This is a genomic window from Burkholderia sp. MSMB617WGS (assembly GCF_001532025.2).
Lineage (GTDB): Bacteria > Pseudomonadota > Gammaproteobacteria > Burkholderiales > Burkholderiaceae > Burkholderia > Burkholderia savannae.
Map to the genome: position 1 here is coordinate 1,067,847 of NZ_CP013458.1, position 24,734 is coordinate 1,092,580.

Below are 24,734 nucleotides of genomic sequence, written 5' to 3' on the forward strand. Positions count from 1 at the left end.
TGTTAAATGTACGGAAGGATACATTGATGAGTTTTTTGAGGCAAAACATTAAAAGTAGTTGAGGAGGTTGTATTCAGCGTATTAGTATTAACACCGCAAAAGCGCAAGCCGCCGCGCGACGGTTGAGAAAGCGGAATGGCGATGGGAAGCGGTAATCCTCAAGAGGCGTCATGCGAGATAGAGGCGCTGGAGACCACGGGCTAAAGGGAGCGGGGGAACCGCGACAGGCCCGGGGAGGCGTATTGCCTGTTGCGAATGCGGCATGGCGATGCGCGGCTCCGGCGAGTGGGTAGTCGTCACGGCGCGCGCGAGGCAGGGCGGGCAGATCGCGCGGGAGGGCGGGCGGCTACGTGGAGGCGTCCGAGAAGGGCGCGGGATCAGCTCATTTGCCGAGCAGATGCGGGAGAAACGCCATGCCTATCGAGAAACAGGTCGTTGCGCTGCCGAGCGGACTGAAGGTCCACGTCGAGCGTCACGTGTTCGATCCGGCCTTCGAGACGGCCATCCTCGTGAACGGCGCGCTGGCGACGACGGCGTCGTTCGGCCAGACGATTCGCTACCTGGGCGAGCGCCTGAACGCGGTGTGCTTCGATTTGCCGTACGCGGGTCAGTCGCGCCAGCACAATCCGGGCGAGTACATTCTGACGAAGGACGACGAGGTCGAGATTCTGCTGCACCTGGCCGAGCGGTTCGAGCCGAGCTACCTGCTGTCGGTGTCGTGGGGCGGGGTGGCGTCGCTGTTCGCGCTGTCGCGGGGCTGCGCGAGCGTGCGGCGTGCGGTGGTCGCGTCGTTCTCGCCGTTCCTGAACGACGCGATGACGGACTACGTGACGCGCGCGCGCGATCACATCGCGGCGGGCGAGAACCTGAAGGCGGCGCAGTTGCTGAACGACACGGTGGGCCGCTACCTGCCGCGGATCATGAAGCTGTACAACTACCGCTACCTGACGAAGCTGCCGCGCAAGGAGCAGGACCAGGTGGCGTTCCACGTCGACCAGATTCTGTCGATGCAGCCGGAGCAGTACCTGCCGGAATTCCGCAACATCGGCTGCGACGTGAAGTTCATCAACGGGGAGCTGGACGAGTATACGACGTCGTCGGACGTGCGTCGGCTGGCGGCGTACGTGCGCCGGGCGGAGTTCGCGACGATCCGGCAGGCGGGGCACTTCCTGGACCTCGAGGGGCGTCAGCAGCAGGAGCAGGTTCGCACGGCGATCCTGGGGTTCTTCGGCGAGGAGCGGGCGAGCGCGGCGCGGGACGAGGCGCAGGGCGAGGCGCTCGCGCCGCTGGGGCAGATGCCGGCGCTGTCGTAACGGCGTGCGTGGGCCGAGGCCGGCGGGCGTTCGCGCGCGGCCGGTGTCGCGGCTCGTTCAAATCAGGCAGGCAGGCGTGGCGCGCGCCGCGTGACGCGGCGACGGCAAGGCGCGTTCGTGTCACGGAACGGTTCGTTCAACGGAAGATCCCGACGGCAGGCGGCCGAACCCCGGCCGGCGACGGACGATCCGGTTCGAACGTTTCGCGGTCGCGCCGACGGCTGCCGCGCGCAATCGAGTGACGAAGCGATGTCGAAAGTAATCGTGACGGCGATCGGGTCGGCGGGGGACGTGCACCCGCTGCTCGGGGTGGGCCGGGCGCTGTCGGCGCGCGGCCACGAGGTGGTGTTCTGCACGCATCCGCCGTTCGAGGCGGCGGTGCGCGCGAGCGGCTTCGCGTTCGTGCCGGTGGGCACGGCGCGGGAGTACGCGCAGGCGATGGCGGACCCGGCGCTGTGGGACCCGCGCACGTCGTTCAAGACGCTGTGGCGGGTGATCGCGCCGGTGGTGCGGCCGCACTTCGACGCGCTGCGCGCGCTGAGCGACGCGGACACGGTGCTGGTGGGCACGCTGTGGGCGTTCTCGGCGCGGCTGATGCAGGAGCGCTACGGGACGCGCTACGTGTCGGTGCAGGTGTCGCCGTCGACGCTGCTGTCGGCGCACGCGCCGCCGACGCACAAGCGGCTGACGATCCCGGCGGGGCTGCCGCTGGCGGTGAAGGCGGGGCTGATGACGCTGATCGAGCGGCAGGTGCTGGACCGGGTGTGCGGGCCGGAGCTGAACGCGGTGCGGCAGGCGCTGGATCTCGCGCCGGCGAGGCGGATTCTGGGGCGGTGGCTGCATTCGACGGACGGGGTGCTGTGCCTGTTTCCGTCGTGGTTCGCGCCGGCGCAGCGGGATTGGCCGGCGAATCACCTGCAAAGCGGGTTTCCGCTGTTCAACGACGCGGGGCCGCACGAGGCGGACCCGGAGCTGGACGCGTTCGTCGCGTCGGGCGACGCGCCGGTGGTGTTCACGGCGGGCTCGACGCTGGTGGACGGGCGGACCTACGAGCGGGCGGTGACGCAGGTGCTGCAAGCGACGGGCGTGCGGGGCATCCTGCTCGCGCCGGACGCGCCGGCGGCATCGGACGGGACGACGGGGCCAACGGGAACGAGGGCGCACGATGATGCGCCACGCAACGGCGTGACGCTGCTCAAGCGGCGCTACGTGCCGCTGGCGGCGCTGCTGCCGCGCTGCCGGGCGCTGGTGCATCACGGCGGGATCGGGACGGCGTCGCTGGCGTACGCGGCGGGGGTGCCGCAGGTGGTGACGCCGTTCGCGCACGACCAGTTCGACAACGCGCAGCGGGTGGCGGCGAGCGGCTGCGGGGTGCGGCTGGACGCGCCGGTGCGGGGCGAGCCGCTTGCGCGCTCGCTGCTGCGGGTGCTGGGCGACGAGGCGATGGCGGCGCGCTGCGGTGAGGTGCGGGCGCGGATGGCGGCGCAGCCGAACGGCTGCGACGAGGCTGCGCGCTTCATCGAGCGCTTCGCGCCGGGGGTGGCGGCGCGGCAGGCGCAGCCGGCATGAGCGCGCAAGCGTTGCCGGCGGATCGGGCCGCGAGCGCGCCGCCGGCGCCGGCCGCACCGGCGCTGCGCGGCGCGAGGCTCGCGCTGCTGACGTTCGCGCTGTCGCTCGCGACGTTCATCGAGGTGCTGGATTCGACGGTGGCGAACGTCGCGGTGCCGGCGATCTCGGGCAGCCTCGGGGTGTCGAACAGCCAGGGGACGTGGGTGATCAGCTCGTACTCGGTGGCCGCGGCGATCGCGGTGCCGCTGACGGGGTGGCTCGCGCGGCGGGTGGGGGAGCTGAGGCTGTTCGTCGCGTCGGTGATCCTGTTCACGCTGACGTCGCTGCTGTGCGGGCTCGCGCGGGACCTGGAGGTGCTGGTGGCGTGCCGGGCGCTGCAGGGGCTGTTCTCGGGGCCGATGGTGCCGCTGTCGCAGACGATTCTGCTGCGCGCGTTCCCGCCGGCCAGGCGCACGCTGGCGCTGGCGCTGTGGGGGATGACGGTGCTGCTCGCGCCGATCTTGGGGCCGGTGGTGGGCGGCTGGCTGATCGACAACTTCTCGTGGCCGTGGATCTTCCTGATCAACCTGCCGATCGGGCTGTTCTCGTTCGCGGTGTGCACGCTGATGCTGCACCCGCAGGAGCAGCGGGGCGAGGCGAGCCCGATCGACGTGACGGGGATCGTGCTGCTGGTGATCGGGGTGGGGGCGCTGCAGGCGGTGCTGGATCTGGGCCACGACCGGGGCTGGTTCGATTCGTCGCTGATCACGACGCTCGCGATCGTGGCGGGGGTGTCGCTCGTGTCGCTGCTGATCTGGGAGCTGGGGGAGGCGCATCCGGTGGTGGAGCTGAGCCTGTTCCGGGAGCGGACCTTCACGTTCTGCGTGGTGATCATCTCGCTGGGGATGATGAGCTTCTCGGTGGTGGGGGTGGTGTTTCCGCTGTGGCTGCAGTCGGTGATGGGCTACACGGCGTACCAGGCGGGGCTGGCGACGGCGTCGATGGGGGTGCTGGCGCTGGTGTTCTCGATCCTGGTGGGGCTGTACGCGAGCCGGGTGGACGCGCGGGTGCTGGTGACGTTCGGATTCCTGGTGTTCGCGGGGGTGATGTGGTGGAGCACGCACTTCACGCTGACGATGACGTTCGCGCAGGTGGTGACGCCGCGGCTGATCCAGGGGATGGGGCTGCCGTGCTTCTTCATTCCGCTGACGGCGGCGACGCTGTCGCGGGTGTCGGACGACAAGCTGGCGGCGGCGTCGAGCCTGTCGAACTTCTTGAGGACGCTGTCGGCGGCGTTCGGCACGGCGCTGAGCGTGACGTGGTGGGACAACCGGGCGACGTATCACTACGCGGTGGTGTCGCAGTCGGTGACGCGAGCGTCGGAGAACACGCAGCGGTACGTGGACGCGCTGCACGCGATGGGTCTGCACGGGACGCGGGAGCTGAGCTCGCTGCACCAGGTGGTGCGGCAGCAGGCGTACATGATGGCGACGAACGACATGTTCTACATGGCGAGCGGGACGTGCGTGTTGCTGGCGGGGCTGATGTGGCTGACGCGGCCGAAGCGGGGCGCGGCGGCGACGATGGGGCATTGAGGCGCCATGCTCCGGGTGTGAGGGCGAAGGGCGATGCGTCGAAGTCCTGACGACTTGGCGCAGCGATAGGGTGCGCGGCGAGCACCCGAACCACCGAGGGAAGAGCGATGACGAGCTTGGGCGCGCTGGTGATTCTGTATTACCCGACGGACGAGCAGTTGTCGGGCCTGGAGGCGCTCGCGCGCGACAGCGACGCGCTCGTGGTCGTCGACAACACGCCGCACGAGCACGCGGCGGCGCGCGAGCGGGTGGGGGCGCTGTCGTCGCGGGGGAATATCGTATGGCGGCATCAGGGCAACCGCGGCGGGGTGGCGGGCGCGTACAACGCGGGGCTGTCGGCGCTGTTCGCGCAGGGCGTCGACGCGGTGGCGCTGTTCGACCAGGATTCGACGGTGCCGGCGGGGTACTTCGCGCAGATGCGCGACGCGTGCGCGCGGCTGGGCGAGGGGGCAGGCGCGGGCGCGTTCGTCGCGGGGCCGCGGATCTACGACGCGAACGAAGCGCGCTTCCTGCCGGAGCTGATGACGAGCGGCGTGACGGTGCGCCGGGTGCGGGTGGAAGGGGAGACGGCGCCGCAGCGCTGCGCGTTCCTGATCTCGTCGGGCAGCGTGATCTCGCGGGCGGCGTACGCGCGGCTCGGAAGGTTCGACGAGGCGCTGTTCATCGACCACGTCGACACCGAGTACTGCCTGCGCGCGCTCGCGCACAACGTGCCGCTGTACGTGGTGCCGTCGCTGGTGCTGACGCACCGGATCGGGGCGCGGCGGCGGCACAAGGTGGGGCCGTTCGAGCTGACCGCGATGCATCACTCGTGGCAGCGGCGGTATTACGGCGCGCGCAACGCGATGCAGCTGGGGCTGCAGTACGGGCTGCGGTTTCCGGTGGCGCTGGTGCCGAATCTGCTGACGGTGTGGCAGGTGATCCAGGTGGTGCTGTGCGAGCGGGAGAAGGGGGCGAAGCTGCGGGGGATCGCGCTGGGCGTGCTCGACGGCGTGTTCGGGCGGCTCGGATCGTTCGACGAGGCGCGCTCGGGCACGGCGGCTCGCGAGCCGGTGCGGCTGGGGTGAATGGAATGGATCGAACAACGGGCAGGACGCGGCGCGACGATAAAGATCGGATATCGAACGAAATCGTTGCGAAGACGAATCGAATGGACTCGGCGTGGAGATGCTGCGGCGGTCGACAGGTCGACAGGAGGCAGTGACGGACGAGCAGAACACGCGCGGAGTCCGCGCAACCAAGCGGTAAGCGCCGATCACGGCGGGCGCGCGGCAAGCATACCGGATGATCGATCGTGGAAGCACCGGCAACGCGCGCCGACAATCGGGCGGCACCGGCTAGCGAAGCACCGCGCGCGCAGCCGCATCGCAACGATCAGTCAAGCATGAATCGAGCACGAACGAAGGACGTACGACGCGGATGAATCAGGCGGCAACGAGAACGACAGGAGGACGCGCGGCGCGCTGGTTCGCGGCGGCGGCGCTCGCATGGACGCTGGCCGGCTGCGTGCCGTCGGGGTTCAAGCCGACGCTCGCGCCGCGCGAGCCCGGCGACGACGCGCTCGCGCAGACGACGGGCGGCGCCACGCACGGCGCATGGCCGAGCCCGGACTGGGTGCGGCAGCTCGGCGATCCGCAGCTCGACGCGCTGGTCGCCGAAGCGCTGCAGCAGAACCCGACGCTGCAGGCCGCGCAGGCGCGAATCGGCGTCGCGCAGTCGCAGTTGCAGCAGTTCGAATCGCTCACGGGGCTCACCGCGACGGCGGGCGCGTCGCTCAGCAAGGCGCACGTGCCGCGCTCGGGCGGCACCATCAATACGACGTTGAACGGCTTGCCGGTGTCGGTGCCGCTCGTGGGCGAGTCGGTGGTGTCGTCGTCGTCGCTGTTCGTCGGGCTGAACTACCAGCTGGATCTGTGGGGCAAGAACGCGGCGGCGACGCGCGGGCTGATGTCGATGCGCGACGCGGCGCGGGTCGAGGCGGAGCAGGCGCGGCTCACGCTGTCGGTGGCGATCGTGACGCTGTACGGCGAGCTGGACCGCGCGTACGCGCTGCGCGAGCTGCTGCTGCTCAAGCGCCGCTCGAGCGAGCAGGTCGAGACGGTGCTGCGCGAGCGCGCGGCGCGCGGGATCGACAACGGCTACGACGCGGACGATGCGGCGCTCAAGCGCAGCAAGCTGCTCGAGCAGATCGCGCTGCTCGACGAGCAGATCCAGCTGCAGAAGCTGCAGCTGGGGGTGCTGACGGGGCGCGGGCCGGAGCGGGGGCTGTCGCTCGCGCGGCCGAAGCTCGCGCCGCTCGCGGACGCGCCGCTGCCGGCGCGGCTGCCGGCGGGGCTCCTGGGTCGGCGGCCGGACATCGTCGCGGCGCGGCTGCGGGTGGAGGCGGCGTATGCGTCGATCGACGGCACGCGCGCGTCGTTCTACCCGGACGTGAACCTGGCGGCGCTGGGCGGGCTGTTCGCGCTGGCGCCGGCGTCGCTGTTCAAGCACGATGCGCTGGGCGGCTCGATCGGGCCGGCGCTGTCGCTGCCGATCTTCGATCGCGGCCGGCTGAAGGCGAAGCTGGGCGGCGACGTGGCGAACGCGGACGTGGCGCTCGCGCTGTACAACCAGACGGTGGATGGGGCGCTGGGCGAGGTGGCGCGGCAGCTGACGTCGCTGTCGACGGTCGATGCGCTGCTCAAGGAGCAGCAGCAGGCGGTGCGCTCGGCGCAGCGGATGGTGGCGCTGGCGGAGGACCGGCACCGTCGCGGGATGGGGATGCGGAAGGACGTGAACCTGGCGAAGCTGACGCTGCTGGACGAGCGCTCGCACGCGATCGAGCTGCAAGCGCGGCGTCGGACGTTGCGGGTGGGGCTGATCGGGGCGCTGGGCGGCGGGTTCGACGCGCGGCAGGCGAGCGGCGGGCCGCTCGCGCAGGCGGGCAAGCCGTTCGCGGCGGCGTCGCGGCCGGCCGAGGCGAACGAGCCGCAGCGCGACTGACCGGTGCGGTCGCGGGATTCGGCGGACGGTCGAAGCGACGGGCGAACGCGCGGCGGCGCTCGAATGGCGGTCGACGCGATGCATGCTTCGGCGGGCGATGCAATGCTATTCGGGAGCGTCGAGCGCGCATGCATCAGGCACGAACGCATCGAGCGCGGGCGCATCGGGCATCAACGCATCGAGCACCATCAAGTAGGAAGACATCACCACGAGCGCCACCTCCATTGTGAATACGAGAGATTCAACCGACACTGCAACCGAACATCGAAGCCCTCCGGAGCGATCCGCGACGCCGCCCGGGCATGCCCGGCCAACGCACGATAGCGCCACCGACATCACGCACGCGAAGACCTTGAACGACACCGCCACTCACACCCGGCGCGCCAAGGCGCCGAACGATACGACGACCGCGGACGGCGCGCACGCGACGCCGGCGTCCGAGCACGCGCATCCCGACGCCGCCGCGTCGCTCGCCGCGCGCCGCGCGACGCGCCGCCGCCGCTTCACGCTGTTCTTCGGACTGCTGGCGATCGTCGCGCTCGCGGCGGCGCTCTACTGGTTCCTCGTCGGCCGCTTTAGCGAGGAGACCGACGACGCGTACGTGGCGGGCAACGTCGTGCAGATCGCCGCGCAGATTCAGGGGACGGTGACCGACATCCTGGTGACGGACACGCAGCGGGTGAAGGCGGGGCAGGTGCTGGTGAAGCTCGACGACGCGGACGCGTCGGCGGCGTACGCGCAGGCGCGGGCGCAGCTCGCGCAGGCGGTGCGGCAGGTGGCGAACACGCGGCTGTCGATGGGGATGTACGAAGAGACGGTGAAGGCGCGGGAGGCGGACCTGAAGCTCGCGCAGCAGGCGTACCGGGCGCGGGTGGGGGCGTCGGTGGAGGTGGTGGCGCCGGAGGAGCTGGCGCGGGCGAAGTCGTCGCTGGCGAACGCGCAGGCGGCGCTGGCGGGCGCGCAGGCGCAGCTGGACGCGGCGCGCGCGCTGGGCAGCGAGCGGCCGGCCGGGCAGAACCCGGCGGTGCAGCAGGCGGGCGCGCAGTTCAAGCTCGCGTACCGGAACCTGAAGCGCACGACGATCGTGTCGCCGGTGGACGGGACGGTCGGGCAGCGGTCGGTGCAGATCGGGCAGCAGGTGGGGCCGGGGGTGCCGCTGATGTCGGTGGTGCAGTTGCGGCAGGTGTGGGTGGAGGCGAACTTCAAGGAAGGGCAGATCCGGCACATGCGGGTGGGGCAGCCGGTGCAGCTCGAGTCGGACCTGTACGGCGCGCGGGTGACGTATCGGGGCCGGGTGGAGGGGTTCTCGGCGGGGACGGGGAGCGCGTTCTCGATGCTGCCGCCGCAGAACGCGGCGGGGAACTGGATCAAGGTGGTGCAGCGGGTGCCGGTGGTGATCTCGCTGGAGCCGTCGGAGCTGGCGGCGCATCCGCTGCGGGTGGGGCTGTCGATGAAGGCGACGGTCCGCACGAAGGAGCGGGGCGGGCATCTGCTCGACGGCGAGGCGCCGCTGCCGGGCTTGCGCACGCAGGTGCACGACGGGTATGCGGGCGAGGCCGACGCGGCGGCGGAGGCGGTGATTCGGGAGAACGACGGCGGCCGGTGACGAGGCGCTTGCGGCATGTCGAACGACGGGACGCGGCGAATGTTCGTCGGGCGCGATCGCCGCATTGCCGGCGGCGATCGCGAGCCGCCCGCCGCGCGGTGACATCGCGATGCGGGTGCGATGCGCTTCAATCGTACGGATGACGAAGCATGTCGATGGTCGATTCGCGCTCGATTCGCGATTGCAGGCGACTTGTTCGTCGAGCGATGCGGCGCGGTTGCCTTCGTGACGGAGCGGGAACGACGTGAAGTCGTGAAGCGCAGCGCGAACAGGGCATGGCCGACGCGCGACGCGGAAGGCGAGCGCTCCAACGGTGCGCTCGCCCAAGGCGAACGAAGCCAATCGACTTCGTTCGTCTTGGCATCATCGGATACGCGCGCTTGGCAACACGGGAAATCCGGCGACGAATCCGCGATCCCCGCATATGCATCTCGCGACGAAGTCACGTTCGTCCCGGCAAGCTTCTGAAGCGAACGCGGTCGCCCGGAGCCGCGCCGCGAGCGCCGGGACGGCGGGACGGCGGGACGCCGAACGCCCGCCCGTCTTCTCATGGCGATTTACTCGCGCCGGTCCTTCGCGTCGCGGGACAAGTGGCCCCAGAGGAACTCATATCCGATCGCTTCGTGCTCGGCCGTGTCGATTGCGTCGGCGCTGCCGTGGCCGCCATCGGTTTTTTCGAGCAGCCATACGTTCCGGTGCCCTTGCGCATGCATGCGCGCGACCATCTTCCGAGCATGCGCGGGATGCACGCGATCGTCGCTCGTCGACGTCGTGAAGAGCGCCGGCGGATATGCAACGTCGTGCGCGACTCGATGATACGGCGAGTATGCCGCCAGCGTCGGCGCATGGCCGGGATCGTCAGGATCGCCAAATTCGTCGAGCCACGACGCGCCCGCATGCAAGTGCGGATAGCGCTGCATGTCGAGCAGCGGCACGTCGCTCACCACCGCGCCGAACAGGTCCGGGCGCTGGATCATGCATGCCGCCACCAGCAAGCCGCCGTTGCTGCCGCCGCGGATGCCGAGCTGCCCGGCCGTCGTCACGCCGTCCGCCACGAGCCTTTCGGCGACGGCGATGAAATCGTCGAACGAGCGCTGCCGCTCCGTTTGTCGCGCCGCTTCGTGCCATCGCGTGCCGAATTCGCCGCCGCCGCGAATATGCGCGAAGACAGCGATGCCGCCTTTTTCGAGCCAGCCGATGCCGAGCAGCGGATCGTAGTCCGGTGTGAGCGCAATCGCGAAGCCGCCGTAGCCGTACAGCAGGCACGGACGCGGTGCGCGACCCGCATCGTCCAATGCGTCGCGCGGGCCGACCAGCGTATACGGCACCAGCGTGCCGTCGCGCGAGCGCGCATGTTCGCGCCGCACCGTCAGCGTGGATGCATCGAATTGGGTCGGCCAGCGATCGAGCAGCGTCCATGCCGACAGGTCGTCGTCGGCGAGGTCGGCGAGCGAGTATTCGGGCGGCGTCAGGTAATCGCCGACGCTCACGTACACCTCGTCATCGAACGTCGGCTCGACGGGCGACACGTCGACCTGCGCGAGCCCGCGCGCCGGGAACGGGCGCGCGCGCCAGCGCCAGGCGCCGTCGTCCTGCTGCTCGGGCAGCCAGAGCAGCGTGCGCGTGAGCACGTCGTCGAGCCACGACACCAGCAGGTAGCGGCGAGTGTGCGTCCAGCCGCACGCCGACGTGCGATCGTTCGGCTCGAACAACGTAGCGAACGCGCGCTCGCCCGCGACGAACGCATCTTCCCGGATCGCGAGCAGGCTGCCGCCCGTGTAGCGCGCGCCGCCGCAGGTCCAGTCGAGCCTCGGCTGGAGCAGCAGCCAACCGTTCCAGTAGCCGACCTCGACGTGCGCCGGCGCGTCGTAGCGAATCCATGCGCCGTCGTCGCCGAGGCGATACGTATTCGCGTCGTAGAAGTTGATCGCCTGCTCGATCATGTGGTGCCGATCGACCGGATCGTATTGCGCGTCGACGGAGATGTCGCCGCGTGCGCCGCGAAACACGACGGGCGCGTCCGATAGCGGGGTGCCGCGCGTCCAGCGCCTGACTTCGCGCGGATAGCCGGAGCGCGTGACGCTCGGGCCGCCGTTGTCCCAGCCGACATAGACCGTGTCGCGATCGATCCATTCGATCGAATGTTTGCCGGCCGCCTCGATCGAGAAGCCGCCGTCGACGAACCGGCGCTGCTCGATATCGAACTCGCGCACGACGACCGCATCGGCGCCGCCGTCGGACAGCACGATCAGCGCGCGATCGCCGTCCGGCTCGAGGATGAGCTCGCCGTCGAACACCCATTGAACGTCTTCCGCCGCGCCGAGCGCGTCGAGATCGATCAGCGTCTGCCACTCGGCGCGGCCGCTGCGCCAGCTCGCCCACGGCGCGCGCCGCCACAGGCCTTTCGGATGGCGCTCGTCCTGCCATACGTCGTAGGCCCACGCTTGCCAGCGCTGCGGGATCACGGGCCGCTCGCGAGGCAGCAGCGCCTTCGTGAAGCGCTCGACGAGCGCGCGGTAGCGTGCGCCGTCGAGCCATGGCGCGCCGTGCGTGCGCGCATTCTGCGCGTCGACCCAGTCGACGCTCGCGGGGCTTTCCAGTTCTTCGAGGAAGCGGTACGGATCGGCCTGATCAGGCCAGGAAGCATGAGGCATGGCGTATTCACAATGAGCGTTGCGTGTAATGGTAGCGTAAGGCGTGATGCGCCTGCGCTTCGATTGCTGGGCCGACGGCCCGAGCGTCCTTCGCGCGAGCGCGTTGCCGCGGCGTGCGCGAGCGACGCGCGCACGCTTTCGTCGTACGTGAGAACGACGAGCGCCGCCGTCGCACGTGTCGCGCTTCCCGCCCGAATCAATCCGACATCGCGACTATCTCCCGCATGCCCGGCCTCATTTCGAAATGAAAAATAATTGGTTCGGCTTTTGCGGCGGCTCTTTCATAGTGGAGCCTTGATGGCTATAGACGGCGCTCGGACAGCGCTCGCCGTCGAGCCCGGCCCATGTCTCGTGCACGATGCGCGATACCCACAAGGAGACGCCATGACGGTTGAACTCGAAGAACGCTCCACACATGCGGTGCTCGAAGCCGCACGCGAAGCCGCGCGCGCGGCGGGCTTGCCGTATGCGGGCGGCATATCGCCTCGCGACGCATGGGCGCTCGTCACGGCCGGCGCCGCGCGGCTCGTCGACGTGCGCACCGCGGAGGAGCGCGCGTTCGTCGGCCACGTGCCGGACAGTCTGCACGTGCCCTGGGCGACCGGCACGAGCCTCACGCGCAACCCGCGCTTCGCGCGCGAGCTCGAAGCGAAGACGGGCAAGGACGCGGCCGTGCTGCTGCTGTGCCGCAGCGGCAACCGTTCGGCGCTCGCCGCGGAAGCGGCGGCGAAGGCGGGCTTCACGCAAGTCTTCAACGTGCTCGAAGGCTTCGAGGGCGAGCTCGACGATGCGGGCCATCGCGGCGCGATCAACGGCTGGCGGTTGCACGGGTTGCCGTGGCAGCAGAGTTGACCGATGCGGTCGGTTCCGGTGCGGCAACCGGCATCGACCGGCCGTGAGTAGCGAGCAGCAGTCAGCCAGCAACGAGAAACAACGAGAAGCAACAAGGAGCGGCAGCCGTGGCGGTATTCGACATCGACGACATCGTTCAATCGCTTCAAACCGTGCGCCAGCGCTGGCGCGAAGTGCAGCGCCGCTCGCTCGAGCCGGGCGGGCGCGAATTGCCGGCGCGAGAGGCGCTCGCGAGCATCGTCGAAACGCTGAAGGGCGTGCTGTTTCCGATGCGGCTCGGGCCGCCCGATCTTAGGCAGGAGAGCGAAAATTTCTACGTGAGCCATGCGCTCGACGACGCGCTGCACGCGCTCCTCGCGCAGGCGCGGCTCGAGCTGCGCTACAAGGGGCGGCACGACGCGAGCGCGCAGGCCGAGGCCGCGATCGAAGCGAAGACCGACGCCGCGGTGCGCGCGTTCGCCGCGCGCCTGCCCGCGATCCGCGCGCTGCTCGACAGCGACGTGCTCGCCGCGTTTCATGGCGATCCGGCCGCGGGCAGCGTCGACGAGGTGCTGCTCTGCTACCCGGGCGTCCTCGCGATGATTCACCACCGGCTCGCGCACGAGCTGTACCGCCTCGAATTGCCGCTCCTCGCGCGCATCGTCGCGGAGCATGCGCATGCGCAGACGGGGATCGACATTCACCCCGGCGCGCAGATCGGCGGCGGCTTCTTCATCGACCACGGCACGGGCGTCGTGATCGGCGAGACGGCGATCATCGGCGAGCGCGTGCGCGTCTATCAGGCGGTCACGCTGGGTGCGAAGCGCTTTCCGCGGGACGCATCCGGACATCTCGAAAAAGGCCTCGCGCGCCATCCGATCGTCGAAGACGACGTCGTCATCTACGCGGGCGCGACGATTCTCGGCCGCGTGACGATCGGTAAGGGCGCGGTGATCGGCGGCAACGTCTGGATCACGCAGGACGTCGCGCCGGGCAGCCATGTCACGCAGGCCGTCACGCGCAGCGATCCGGCGCGGCCGGCCGACGTGCAGGCCGACGCGCCGGCTGGCGTGCCGGGCGCGAATGGCGCGAACGGCGCAAGCGACACGGCGCTTTCCGCCGCGGGAGCGCTGTGATGACGGCGCTCGTCCAACGTTTCGGCGCGGCGATTCGCCAGTTGCGCGAGGCGCGCGCGTGGTCGCAGGAGCAACTCGCCGAGCATGCGGGCTTGAACCGCTCGTACGTCGGCGAGATCGAGCGCGGCACCGCGATCGCTTCGATCGTCACCGTCGAGAAGCTCGCGCGCGCGTTCGGCGTGCCGATCGCGCGGCTGTTGTCCTCCGGCGTCGACGTATCCGAGGCCGCGTCGCAAGGATTCGGCGTGTCGCCGGCATCGAACGCGTCGCTGTCGACCGCGCGCTGAATCCCTGTTCGATCTCCCCGAATTGGCGTCTATAGCATGTTGAGCCGCCCAAATGGCGTCTCGATAATGCGTTCTGCTGATAAGCATTCCAGATTTAGTTCTATAGCCCCCGGAGTCCTCTATGTCGACGATAGTGAGCGGCCAGACGGCGCTCGGCGACAACGCAGCACGGCAACTCGCCAATGCCACCAAGACTGTTCCGCAGCTTTCCACGATCACGCCGCGCTGGCTGACGCACCTGCTGCAATGGGTGCCCGTCGAGGCCGGCATCTATCGTCTGAATCAGGTGAAGAACCCGGAAGCGGTGCGGGCCGCCTGCACCGCGCGCGAGGACGAGGGCGCGCTGCCGAGCACCTTCGTGCCGTACGAGGAAGCGCCGCGCGAATACTTCCTGAACGCAGTGAGCACGGTGCTCGACGTTCACACGCGAATCTCCGATCTCTATAGCAGTCCGCACGATCAGATCAAGGAGCAACTGCGCCTGACGATCGAGACGATCAAGGAACTGCAGGAAAGCCAGCTGATCAACAACCCCGATTACGGGCTGCTCGCGAACGTCGCGGAAGAGCAGCGCGTGTTTCCGCTGACGGGCGCGCCGACGCCCGACGATCTTGACGAATTGCTGACGAAAGTGTGGAAGGAGCCTGCGTTCTTCCTCACGCACCCGCTCGCGGTCGCCGCGTTCGGCCGCGAATGCACGCGGCGCGGCGTGCCGCCGCCGACCACGAGCCTGTTCGGCTCGCAGTTCCTGACGTGGCGCGGCATTCCGCTGATTCCGTCGGACAAGGTGCCGGTTGCCGACGGCAAGACGAAAATCCTGCTGCTGCGCGTCGGCGACAAGCGGCAGGGCGTCGTCGGCCTCTATCAGCCGGGCGTCGCGGGCGAGCAGGGGCCGGGCCTGTCGGTTCGGTTCATGGGGATCAACAATCAGGCGATCGCGTCGTATCTGATTTCGCTGTACTGCTCGCTCGCCGTCCATTCGCCGGATGCGCTGGCTGTCCTCGATGACGTGGAGATCGGCAAGTACCATGACTATCCCGACACCTACCGTTAATCCTGCCGCGAGCGCCTCGAGCGTCGCGCCGCCGCACGCGCCGCTGCCTGCCGGATTGCCCGATCCGGCGACGCTCGCGCGCCTCGCGTCCGAGTTTCTCGCGGCGTTGCCGGGGCAATCCGCCGCGCCCGACGTCGGCGCGGGAAGCGGCGCGGTCGGCGGCGTGCCGTCGGCGCTGCCGGCCGCCGCGCCGCTTCTCGCGTCGGCGTCGAATCCCGCGCCGGCGGGCTCGCCGCTCGCCGGGCCCGGCGGCACCGGCACGGGCATGCCGGGCGTCGGTGCGCCGCCCGGCAAGGTGCCCGGCGCGAACCTCGCGCCCGCGCCGACGCACGTGCTGTCGCTCGGCAATCGCGCGCCCGCGCTCGCGCCGCACGCGGCGGCGCAAAACGGATTGCCGGACAACGTCGTAGCGATCGCGCCGGCGCTCGAGCCGCGCGCGGGCGGTGCCGCACTCGGCGTGCCGCCCGTGCAGGAGGCCGTCGCCACGCAATCGGCAACCGACGCGTCCGCGACGGCGATGCCGTCTGCGTTCGCATCGTCGTCTTCGCCGTATTACTTCGTCGACCGCGCATCGCACGGCTGGCAGCGCGACGCCGCGCAGATCGTCGTGCCGCAGGACGGCATCGCGTCGCCGCGCGCGTTCGGCCTGCCGGACGAGCAGGCGCTGCGCGACCTGCTGCCGATTCAGCGGCCGCAGGCCGATCGACACGGCGCGTCGCGCTACTTCATCGACGATGCGCGGCCCGCGGCTTCGCATTCGCCCGGAGCCGGCGCGCATCCGCCGTTCGACGTCAACGCGATTCGCCGCGACTTCCCGATCCTCTCCGAACGGGTGAACGGCAAACCGCTTGTCTGGTTCGACAACGCGGCGACGACGCACAAGCCGCAAGCGGTGATCGACCGTCTCGCCTACTTCTACGCGCACGAGAATTCGAACATCCACCGCGCCGCGCATACGCTCGCGGGGCGCGCGACCGACGCGTACGAGCATGCGCGCGCGACCGTGCAGCGCTTCATCGGCGCGGCGTCGCCGGACGAGATCGTGTTCGTGCGCGGCACGACGGAGGCGATCAACCTGATCGCGAAAACGTGGGGAGTCCGGAACGTCGGCGAAGGCGACGAGATCGTCGTGTCGCATCTCGAGCATCATGCGAACATCGTGCCGTGGCAGCAACTGGCCGCATCGAAGGGGGCGACGCTGCGCGTGATTCCCGTCGACGACACGGGGCAGGTATTGCTCGACGAGTACCGGAAGCTGCTCAACGACCGCACGAAGATCGTCTCCGTCACGCAGGTGTCGAATGCGCTCGGCACGGTCGTGCCGGTGAAGGAGATCGTCGAGCTCGCGCATCGCGCGGGAGCGAAGGCGCTCGTCGACGGCGCGCAGTCGATTTCGCACATGCGTGTCGACGTGCAGGCGCTCGATGCCGACTTCTTCGTGTTCTCCGGGCACAAGATCTACGGGCCGACCGGCATCGGCGTCGTGTACGGCAAGCGCGCGCTGCTCGACGACATGCCGCCGTGGCAGGGAGGCGGCAACATGATCGCGGACGTGACGTTCGAGCGCACCGTGTTCCAGCCGCCGCCGAACCGTTTCGAGGCGGGAACGGGCAACATCGCCGACGCGGTCGGGCTCGGTGCGGCGCTCGAATATGTGACGCGCGTCGGCATCGAGAACATCGCGCGCTACGAGCACGATCTGCTTGCCTATGCGACGGGCGTGCTCGCGCCGGTGCCGGGCGTGCGGCTGGTCGGCACCGCACGCGACAAGGCGAGCGTGCTGTCATTCGTGCTGAAGGGCTACGAGACGGAAGAAGTCGGGCGGGCGCTGAACGAGGAGGGCATCGCCGTGCGCTCCGGGCATCACTGCGCGCAGCCGATCCTGCGTCGCTTCGGACTCGAAGCGACGGTGCGTCCGTCGCTTGCTTTCTACAACACGTGCGACGAGGTCGATGCGATGGTCGATGTGGTGCGAGGGCTCGCGGCGCGACGCGGGTAGCCCCGCGCGCCACATCGTGACGATGCCGGCTCGGTCGATTCGCGCGAAACGACCGGGCCGGCTGCCGCATCGACGAACAACTCGAGGCCCGGCTTCCGGTTGATTCGACATACGAAAAAAAGACCCGGCGCGAGCCGGGTCGAAGAGAGCGATGCAGGCGGCGAGGGCCGCGCCGGCCACGAGCCTGCAGCCGGCCGATCCTCGCCGCCACGACATCACTCCGCGTGGTCGTTGCGCACGCGGCGGCTCGACGCTTGATCGACCGCCGCGCGTCGCGATCAGATCATCCGTTCGAACGCGCCATCCTTCATCACGAAGCGATGAACGAGCGCCGCGAGCGCATGCATGCCGATCAGCACGATGAAGAGCGTCGCCGACAGGCTGTGCCATTCGCCGATGCTCGCGCCGAGCGAATGCGGCGATGCGATCGTCGGCAGCGGGACGATGCCCGCGAGCTTCAATTGCCACGTGCGGCCGTTCGCATTCAGCCAGCCGAGCAGCGGCACGGCGATCAGCGCGGCGTACAGCAGCTTGTGAACCGCGCTCGCCGCGAGTGACAGCAGCGCGCCCTGCTGATGCGCGGGCGGACTGCGGCGCACGATCGACCACAGCGCGCGCGCCGCAATGACGGCGATCAGTGCGGTGCCGAGCGCGGCATGCCAGGCGACGAGGCCGGCGGGCGGCGCCGTACCGTGCACGTCGGGCATCGTCCAGCCGAGCACGAATTGAGCGAGCACGAGCGCGGCAACGCTCCAGTGCAGGATGCGGCTGAGCAGGTCGTAGCGAGCTGGCGTTCGGGGGGCGTGTGTCATCGCGCGGATCGTCATATAGGTAAGCCGTTCGTAGGGATCGGTCGGCGCGACGTGTCGTGCGCCGTCGTACATTACCGGGCTCGATCGATTATGGCGGCCGATTCTTATGGAAATCTTAAGGCCGGGGCGTGGCCGCGCAAATGGCGGCGCACCACGTGCGATGCGGTGTGCGTCGCCGCTCGGCCCGCCGGCTGATCGGGCGCCGGCTCAAAGCCAGTTCGGCCGGCCCATGTGCGCGGGGTGCGGGCCGTCGACGTAGGAATCGGCGACGGTCTGCCGCGTCGCGCATCCGCTGGCCGCGGCAAGCGCACTCAGACAAAGCAGAAAAATGAGAATGCGTTTCATGTCGTTTCTTCGATGCGGGCTGCGGTTTCGCGTGCCGCCACTGTGCCGGGCGTGCGCTTAAGCCTCGCTTAACGGTCCGAATCGAACGCCGCGACACGATCGCGCAGCGTTTGCGTTCTCGCCATTCATTATGTAAAAATATATAATGTTATTTTGTAGATTGTGTAGGTGAGGCGATGGGTGCTGCCGGTTCGTCGATCGAACTGTCCGGGATGCGCGCGTCGGCCGACGCCGCTTGCGCGCTGCTGAAGGCGCTGTCGAATCCGGATCGATTGCTGATGATGTGCGAGCTTGCTCAATGCGGCGAGCTGTGCGTGAGCGACATCGAAGCGCGGCTCGACATCCGCCAGCCGACGCTATCGCAACAGCTCGCCGTGCTGCGCGAGAGCGCGCTCGTCGAAACGCGGCGCGACGGCAAGAACGTCTACTACGCGCTCGCGAGCGAGCCGGCGATCGCGATCATGTCCGTGCTCTACGAGCAATTCTGTGCAACGAACAAGAAGGGGAAGCGCCGTGGCCGTTGATCTCGTTCATTTCACGCCGGGCCTCTCGTTCGCGGGCGGCCTGATGATCGGCGCCGCAGCCGCGCTGCTCGTGCTCTTCGACGGCCGCATCGCCGGCATCAGCGGCATCGTCGGCGGGCTGCTCGCCGGCCGGCGCGGCGGTGCGGGCTGGCGCGCGGCGTTTCTCGCCGGCATGATCGCGGCCGCGCTCGTCGCGAGCGCGCTCGACTGGTTCTCGATGCCCGTCGTCGACGCGGGCTGGGCCAGGGTGATCGCCGGCGGCGTGCTGGTCGGCATCGGCACGCGCTATGCGGGCGGCTGCACGAGCGGACACGGCGTGTGCGGGATCTCGCGCGGCGCGTTGCGCTCGATCGTCGCCACGGCGGTGTTCATGGCGGCGGGCATCGCGACGGTGTTCGTGCTGCGCCACGTGTTCGGAGGGTGACATGAGCGTGTTGTTCGCATTCCTGTCCGGCTTGCTGTTCGGCGCCGGTTTATTGGTGTCCGGGATGGCGAATCCCGCGAAGGTGCAGGGCTTTCTCGATCTTGCCGGCAACTGGGACCCGTCGCTCGCGTTCGTGATGGCAGGCGCGATCGCGGTCGGCTCGGTCGCATTCGCGTTCGCCAAGCGGCGCGAGCGCTCGTTGCTCGGGCTGCCGATGCAGATCCCGCCGCGCGGGGCCGTCACGCCCAGGCTCGTCGCGGGCAGCGCGGCGTTCGGCGTCGGCTGGGGGCTCGTCGGTTACTGTCCGGGGCCGGCCGTCGTGTCGCTCGGCCTGGGCGGCGCGAAGGCGTTCGGCTTCGTCGCGGCGATGCTGATCGGCATGGCGGCGTTCGAAGGGATCGAACGCGCCGGGGCCGGGCGTTGAACGGCGCGCGCCGGAGAGGCGCGGGAATGCGTAGAATCGGGGTCTTCCTGTTTCTGCCTTCGACTGCCCGATGATCGCCATCCGTTTGCTCGAGCCCGTTCACGCCGCCGCGTTCAAGGCCTTGCGTCTCGCCGCGATCGATGCGTCGCCGAGCGCGGTATGGCCGACGCGCGACGAAGAAGCGGCGCGATCGACGGCGGAAGTGGAGGCGCGGCTTCGCGCGTCGGACACGCAGGCGGTGTTCGGCGCGCTGGCCGCCGAAGACGAATTGATTGGCATCGCCGGCGTGCGCAGGGATGCGCTCGTGCAGGTCGGCCATAAGGCGACGCTTTGGGGCGTGTTCGTGGCGCCCGCGCATCGCGGCGCCGGGCTCGCGCGACAGTTGATCGACGCCGCGTTGACGCACGCGGCGCGCGATTGGGGCATCGCTCAGGTCAATCTATGCGTGAACACGGAAAACGAACTCGCGAAGGCGCTGTATGCGTCGCTCGGCTTCGAGACGTTCGGCGTCGAGCGGCGTGCGATGCGTGTCGGCGATCGGTTTTATGACGAGCAGCACATGGTTCGGTTGCTTCGTTGAGCGCAGCATGTGCGGTGGTCAGGCGCGCCCGACGGCTTGTGTCGTCGCGTCGCGGCCGCGTTTCGGCGATGTCGCGTTGCGCGTTGTTCGCGCGACCTCTATCGCCCGGCGCTCTTCGCCGTGCTCGTTCCTATTGCGCGATTCGGGCCGGGCGGACGCCGGATGACGGTCGGCACACGCCGGCGCTGTGATTGCCGGGAACGCGCATTTCCCGATGTCTGGCGGCAGCGGTCCATTTCATCGAGCGATTCCAAGCGGGCTCGCACGATCGCGGCGCGGCGTCATCAAGCGGCTGCTTGCGTTTGCTGCCGTTGCTGTTGCGCCGCCTCGTTCTCCTGTTCCCATTCGTACCAGTCGTCGCCGAGCAACTCGATCGGATGTTGAGTGCGGTCGGAGCCGTTGCCGCATGACAGCGCGTCGACCGAGCAATATCGATCGCATCCCCAGCAATTGCGTTCGGGGTGTTTCGGATGCAGCGGAAATTTCTTCGCCATGCCGGGGGGCCTCGCAAAATGCGTTGGAGGGTGTCGCGGCGGCGATGTCAGACGGCGCCTTGGCGGGCGGGGTAGGCGGCTGGGAAAGGCGCGACGCGCGCACGACTTCGTGCGTGGTGAGCTGACAGGATTTCTGTCGCCGCGACCAGCATATTTTGTCGAGCGGGCGACGCGCGTTCCTTGATGTCGCGCATCGAATCGCACGGTGCGACGCCGCGTCGCGCGGCGTTGCACCGTGTTGCGGCATGTCGCTGCCTGTTGCGGCATGTCGCGCCGGCGGCGGCCGCGCGGCGTCGATCCGCGTTGTCCGTGTCGACTGCGTCGGTCGACGCCGGACACGGCGCTTACCGGCTTGCGGCTTGCGCAGCGAGGTGCTGGCGGATCAGCGTCAAGTAACGGTCACCCACCGTGTGATCGATTTCGGCGCGCCGGGGCGGCTTGCGCAGCGAGATCGGCGGCCAGACGCCCAGGTAGCGGCAAACGGCCGACAAATAAGGCTTGCGGACGCGCCCCATGTGCCGAGCCGCGCGCTCCACGCGTTCGTCGCCGACCTGGCTGCGCAGCCAGGCGAGGATTTGGCGATCGGTATCGTTGACGATGCGAATCAGGTGCTCCATTTGACACCTCACTGGCTAAAAACACAGTACTGTTAATTTATCCAGTATTTGTCGTATGTGCAACTGCATTAAATAGGGTGCGAATTGGGGCGCGAAGGGCGCCGGCAGTTGGAATGCGGCGCGGCGCGGGACCCACGCGGTAACGCAGTGAGGAGAACGCGGCGCGAAAAGGGGGGCGCACGCTCAGGCGAGACGGGTTCGTTCAGCCGCGCAGCGTTCGATGCCGATGAATGCGGCGAGGCGGGGAGCGGCCCGGCGACCAACGAATCTCATGCGCGGCGTCGGCCGGAGGCCGGAGGCCTTCTCGGCGGCAATGGAACCTCGGCGCGGTTGCGAGGGCGGTATGACGAACGCGAAGCGCCGCGCTTTCCGCGAGCGGGGCATTCGCGGTCGTGCGTCCGAGAAGGTCAGACGGGCAAGCGCAGCGAAGCCAGCGTCGCGCGCACCCTCGCCGAAACGATGCGCACGGCCTTGCCGGGGCCGCGGCATCGCCATGCGGGCGTCGCCGGCCGTTCGATCCGTTCGGCGACGATGAAGCCCATGACCGCGATCGTCGCGGGCACGTGCGCCGGTCCGGCCAGCAGCGGCAGCAACATCAGCGCCCAGCAATTCCCCGCGCACGACGCGCCGCTCGCCAGCCCGAAGCGCAGCGCGTCGCGTTCGGCGGCCATGCCGAACGCCGCCAATGGCGGCCGGCGATGGCAGACGTTCAGGAACCACTGCTTGGCGGGCGAAGCCTGCCAAAGCAGCGCGAGCGCAAGCCCGGCGCTCATTCGCGCGACGGCGCCCGGCGCGGCCCAGGTCAGCGCGATCGCGGCGATCTGCAAGCCGATCCACGCGGCGAGCCAGACGGCCGCGTAGCCGGCGACGAAGAGGAGCGCCGCCCGCGTGCGGCGGCGCGCGAAACTGCGCTCCAGCACGTGCCGCAGCGGCGACGCGGCGAGCGGCGCCATCATCGCCGCGACCATCAGCACGGAATCCGCCGCGAACTTCGCCGGCGAGTTCGACAAATACGCGAGACGCAGCCAGGTCGACAGCGGCACGCGCCAGTCGCCCGCGATCGCGCAGAGCGCGGGCGGCATCAGGCCGCCCGCGCCGACGATCAACGCGGACCACGCGATCACGCTGATCGACGCGAGCGCGACGAGCGGCGCGTCGAGCCGTCGCTCGGCGAGCTTCATCATCGGCCCCGCGTCACGTGCTCTGCCGATACACGCTGATGCGGCCGATGCTCACCTGCGACTCTTCGGCCACCGGCGTCGCCGCGACGAGCCGCACGTCGAGCTTGGACGGCGGCAACGCGCCGGCGAGGTGCAGCGCATCGATCACGTGCGAGATTTCGAGCACGAACGTCACGCCGTCGCCCGCGTGTCCGTCCTCGGCCACCGTCGCCTTGCTCACGCCGAAGAGCGCGACGCAGCCGGCGAGATGGTCGGGATACTTCGCGGGGTCCTCGCCTTCGGGAACGTTGATGTAGACGTTGAGGACGGTCGCGTCGTCGAGACCGCGGACATTCTCGAGGTTCAGGAAGATGCGGTCGGGCGTCGATGATGTCGCGGCCGCGATCGCCGCCAGATTGGCGGTGAGCTTGCGGTGCACGCCGGCGTCGAGCGTGACGGACGAGCGCGCCTCCGAGCCCGCCACCGGGACGTGCTGGTCGCTTGCGCCGAACAGCTCGACGATCTTCGGATCGGTCACGGCGAAGTCCTCCTGCGGCGTTTCGGCCGTCGCCTGCGCGCGCAGGCGGCTCACGCGTGCGGCCGTCAGCGGCGTCGCGGTCGGCGCCGATACGTCATCGTAAGCATAGCCGAGCTTCGACAGGTCGCTCATTTCGCCGGGCGTGTAGGTCCAGATGTCTCCGTGCGGCATCGGCATCTTGAAAGGCCGCTCGCCGATGGCGGCCGGGCCTTTCAGCCAATTCACGGCGGTCGGGTCGACGTGAGCCGGGGGATTCCTTCGCCAGACTTCCCACAGCCGGTCGATGTTCGCGTGGTGCAGCCAGAAGATCGGGTCGAGGCCCGCGATGTCGGGGTGGGACATCAATCCGGGCAGGCCCGTCGCCCGATTCTTGCCGCCGACGATGCCGTGCACCGCGTCGTGCGGCTGCGTCTCGATTCCGCCGTGCACCCGGCCGCTATGGCTGAAGCCCGTATCCACCCCGCCGAATCCGGGGCTGCCTCCGCTCGCCACGCCTTCGAAATCGGGATCGCCGAGTGCGTTCATGTTGATCCACTGGGTCGGCACGTAGACTTCGCCGTTGTTGTACGGGCCGTAGCGTTGCTTCACGTACAGCGGATTGTTGCCTTTCCCGTCCGGCCAGTCGGGCGACGCGAAGGCCTTCGGCAGAAGATCCTGGCCCGGCTTGAAATAATTCCAGTAGGGCAGCGCCCAGTTCTTGGGCCCGCGCAGCTTCGCGATCTCGTCGCGCACGGCGGCCTCCAACGCGAGCAGGTAGCCGCGATGCCAGGGCAGGAAGTACCAGCTGCCGTGCTGGCATTGTCTCCAGAAGGTCTGGTAATCGGCCGTGCTCGGCATCTTGTCGTGCGCGTTCAGGTAGCCCACGCGTTGCCACAGGTCCTTCTGGAATCCGTGGATGGCCGCGTAGAAACGCCAGCTGGCCCGATCGTCGAGCGCGCGCGCCTGCATCGCCTTGACGCCGCGTGCGTACCAGAGAATCGGCTCGGCCCAGTCGGCACCCAGATCCCAGATGTTTTGACGTAAGTAAGTCATGCTGATTTCCCCTTTTTTATAAGCGTGCAGCATGCCGCGATCGGATTGGTCGAATCCGATCGTCCAAACGACTATCGATCAATTGAAATGGATAAAGCGTTATCCGATGGAAAGGAAGGTCACGTTAATTGTTGGTCATTGTTCAAACGGCGATTCGGCTCGCACGGAAAGCGCCGGTCTTTGTCGAGGCAACGAGTTCCGGCTTCGTTTTCTGGTTTTGGGCATCGGGCCGTCGCCATGAAAATGCTAGTTCATTTTCTGTCCGTTTTCATGGGTAAATGAGATGTTGCGGAAAATTGGCGATTCGATCGGATCGATTCGATTCTGGGCGATGCCGGTTTTGCCGAGAAGATTGGTGTTTTCCACTCGGGGATTCCACGCGAGCGGGTTCGTTGCGGATCGGGCCGTGTTTCGTCGGGCGTCGTCGGGCGTCGCGGGGATCTCGAATCGGGGCAGCGGGCGAGCTGCGGCGCCGGCGAAATTCGATTCGATGAGCCGGCGCAGGAAGCGGGTTTCGAGGAATCGAAAAGATCGATCTCTTCGGTAAACAGTTAAAACGAAGTGCGTCGAACCGGCCCGGTCGAGATCGTCGATGAGCTGATTGCAAGCGTCGCGCGCTCCAATCGTATCGAGTCGCGGCGGATTTTCTCAGAGCGTTTCCGATGTCATGTCGCGATGCGCGTCGCGACGATCACCGAGCCGCATCCAATTGAACGCGAGCAGGGCGCAACCGGGCCACCGGCTCGAGCACGGGCTCGATCGGCTCTCGCCGCGACGCC

Annotated in this window: 23 protein-coding genes; 16 read left to right on the plus strand and 7 right to left on the minus strand. The window is 68.8% G+C overall.

What is annotated here, in order from left to right; genetic code table 11:
* Positions 1-413 precede the first annotated feature (413 nt).
* The 7 genes from WT60_RS25190 (at position 414) to WT60_RS25220 (ending at position 9,512) form a co-directional block, all read left to right on the plus strand.
* Entirely contained in the window at positions 414-1,313 is a 900-nt protein-coding gene (locus WT60_RS25190) for an alpha/beta hydrolase (protein WP_038744245.1), read from the plus strand.
* A gap of 249 nt (positions 1,314-1,562) precedes the next feature.
* Positions 1,563-2,882: a nucleotide disphospho-sugar-binding domain-containing protein gene (locus WT60_RS25195; RefSeq protein WP_038744242.1), complete on the plus strand. Its 1,320-nt coding sequence runs from the start codon at positions 1,563-1,565 to the stop codon at positions 2,880-2,882.
* A complete protein-coding gene (locus WT60_RS25200) occupies positions 2,879-4,456 on the plus strand; it encodes a DHA2 family efflux MFS transporter permease subunit (protein ID WP_038744240.1) in 1,578 nt (525 codons plus the stop codon). The genes WT60_RS25195 and WT60_RS25200 overlap by 4 nt, the downstream gene beginning before the upstream one ends.
* Before the next feature lie 107 nt (positions 4,457-4,563).
* Positions 4,564-5,523 carry a glycosyltransferase family 2 protein gene (locus WT60_RS25205; protein ID WP_059648296.1) on the plus strand — a complete coding sequence of 320 codons (960 nt, stop codon included), beginning with the start codon at positions 4,564-4,566 and terminating at the stop codon, positions 5,521-5,523.
* Positions 5,524-5,875: 352 nt separating this feature from the next.
* A complete protein-coding gene (locus WT60_RS25210; RefSeq protein ID WP_060822979.1) occupies positions 5,876-7,438 on the plus strand; it encodes an efflux transporter outer membrane subunit in 1,563 nt (520 codons plus the stop codon).
* A gap of 352 nt (positions 7,439-7,790) precedes the next feature.
* On the plus strand, positions 7,791-9,044 hold the full coding sequence (locus WT60_RS25215) for an HlyD family efflux transporter periplasmic adaptor subunit (protein ID WP_059582761.1): 1,254 nt from the start codon (positions 7,791-7,793) through the stop codon (positions 9,042-9,044).
* Between the two features lie 120 nt (positions 9,045-9,164).
* On the plus strand, positions 9,165-9,512 hold the full coding sequence (locus WT60_RS25220; protein ID WP_145986871.1) for a hypothetical protein: 348 nt from the start codon (positions 9,165-9,167) through the stop codon (positions 9,510-9,512).
* Between the two features lie 89 nt (positions 9,513-9,601).
* Here WT60_RS25220 and WT60_RS25225 read toward each other — a convergent pair whose 3' ends face one another.
* Positions 9,602-11,698: a prolyl oligopeptidase family serine peptidase gene (locus WT60_RS25225; protein ID WP_060356084.1), complete on the minus strand. Its 2,097-nt coding sequence runs from the start codon at positions 11,696-11,698 to the stop codon at positions 9,602-9,604.
* 384 nt (positions 11,699-12,082) lie between these two features.
* Between WT60_RS25225 and WT60_RS25230 the strand changes: the two genes are divergently transcribed.
* From WT60_RS25230 to WT60_RS25250, 5 genes are all read left to right on the plus strand, one after another.
* The gene (locus tag WT60_RS25230) at positions 12,083-12,550 is read left to right on the plus strand and encodes a rhodanese-like domain-containing protein (protein ID WP_059579115.1); all 468 of its coding nucleotides are present in this window, start codon (positions 12,083-12,085) and stop codon (positions 12,548-12,550) included.
* A 107-nt stretch (positions 12,551-12,657) separates the two neighbouring features.
* On the plus strand, positions 12,658-13,665 hold the full coding sequence (gene epsC, locus WT60_RS25235; protein ID WP_059579111.1) for a serine O-acetyltransferase EpsC: 1,008 nt from the start codon (positions 12,658-12,660) through the stop codon (positions 13,663-13,665).
* Positions 13,665-13,952, plus strand: a complete 288-nt coding sequence (locus tag WT60_RS25240; RefSeq protein ID WP_038755520.1) for a helix-turn-helix transcriptional regulator — start codon at positions 13,665-13,667, stop codon at positions 13,950-13,952. The genes epsC and WT60_RS25240 overlap by 1 nt, the downstream gene beginning before the upstream one ends.
* A gap of 121 nt (positions 13,953-14,073) precedes the next feature.
* On the plus strand, positions 14,074-15,006 hold the full coding sequence (locus WT60_RS25245) for a family 2A encapsulin nanocompartment shell protein (RefSeq protein ID WP_038755522.1): 933 nt from the start codon (positions 14,074-14,076) through the stop codon (positions 15,004-15,006).
* Positions 14,981-17,005 (plus strand): family 2A encapsulin nanocompartment cargo protein cysteine desulfurase, encoded by a 2,025-nt coding sequence (locus tag WT60_RS25250; RefSeq protein WP_052145230.1) that lies wholly within the window; start codon positions 14,981-14,983, stop codon positions 17,003-17,005. Before WT60_RS25245 ends, WT60_RS25250 begins: the two co-directional genes overlap by 26 nt.
* A 278-nt stretch (positions 17,006-17,283) precedes the next feature.
* On the opposite strand, the gene WT60_RS25255 is transcribed toward WT60_RS25250, so the two are convergent.
* Both WT60_RS25255 and WT60_RS34730 read right to left on the minus strand, forming a co-directional pair.
* Complete coding sequence (locus tag WT60_RS25255) at positions 17,284-17,817, minus strand: cytochrome b/b6 domain-containing protein (protein WP_038755526.1); 534 nt, start codon at positions 17,815-17,817, stop codon at positions 17,284-17,286.
* Between the two features lie 207 nt (positions 17,818-18,024).
* Positions 18,025-18,162, minus strand: coding sequence for a hypothetical protein (locus WT60_RS34730; protein WP_038753006.1), 138 nt, complete (start codon positions 18,160-18,162; stop codon positions 18,025-18,027).
* A gap of 176 nt (positions 18,163-18,338) precedes the next feature.
* On the opposite strand from WT60_RS34730, the gene WT60_RS25260 reads away from it, so the two are divergent.
* The 4 genes from WT60_RS25260 (at position 18,339) to WT60_RS25275 (ending at position 20,114) form a co-directional block, all read left to right on the plus strand.
* On the plus strand, positions 18,339-18,686 hold the full coding sequence (locus tag WT60_RS25260; RefSeq protein ID WP_038753008.1) for a metalloregulator ArsR/SmtB family transcription factor: 348 nt from the start codon (positions 18,339-18,341) through the stop codon (positions 18,684-18,686).
* Positions 18,676-19,110, plus strand: coding sequence for a YeeE/YedE family protein (locus WT60_RS25265; protein WP_038753010.1), 435 nt, complete (start codon positions 18,676-18,678; stop codon positions 19,108-19,110). Before WT60_RS25260 ends, WT60_RS25265 begins: the two co-directional genes overlap by 11 nt.
* Before the next feature lies 1 nt (position 19,111).
* A complete protein-coding gene (locus WT60_RS25270; protein ID WP_059648028.1) occupies positions 19,112-19,534 on the plus strand; it encodes a DUF6691 family protein in 423 nt (140 codons plus the stop codon).
* Between the two features lie 70 nt (positions 19,535-19,604).
* Positions 19,605-20,114 (plus strand): GNAT family protein, encoded by a 510-nt coding sequence (locus WT60_RS25275; protein WP_060356083.1) that lies wholly within the window; start codon positions 19,605-19,607, stop codon positions 20,112-20,114.
* 284 nt (positions 20,115-20,398) lie between these two features.
* Here WT60_RS25275 and WT60_RS25280 read toward each other — a convergent pair whose 3' ends face one another.
* The 4 genes from WT60_RS25280 to WT60_RS25295 form a co-directional block, all read right to left on the minus strand.
* Positions 20,399-20,608 carry a DUF3079 domain-containing protein gene (locus WT60_RS25280; RefSeq protein WP_038753016.1) on the minus strand — a complete coding sequence of 70 codons (210 nt, stop codon included), beginning with the start codon at positions 20,606-20,608 and terminating at the stop codon, positions 20,399-20,401.
* Positions 20,609-20,952: 344 nt separating this feature from the next.
* Positions 20,953-21,225, minus strand: a complete 273-nt coding sequence (locus WT60_RS25285) for a hypothetical protein (RefSeq protein WP_038753018.1) — start codon at positions 21,223-21,225, stop codon at positions 20,953-20,955.
* A 407-nt stretch (positions 21,226-21,632) separates the two neighbouring features.
* Positions 21,633-22,409, minus strand: a complete 777-nt coding sequence (locus WT60_RS25290; protein WP_226377290.1) for a DUF2182 domain-containing protein — start codon at positions 22,407-22,409, stop codon at positions 21,633-21,635.
* A 10-nt stretch (positions 22,410-22,419) separates the two neighbouring features.
* Complete coding sequence (locus WT60_RS25295; RefSeq protein WP_236860923.1) at positions 22,420-23,955, minus strand: tyrosinase family protein; 1,536 nt, start codon at positions 23,953-23,955, stop codon at positions 22,420-22,422.
* Positions 23,956-24,734 lie beyond the last annotated feature (779 nt).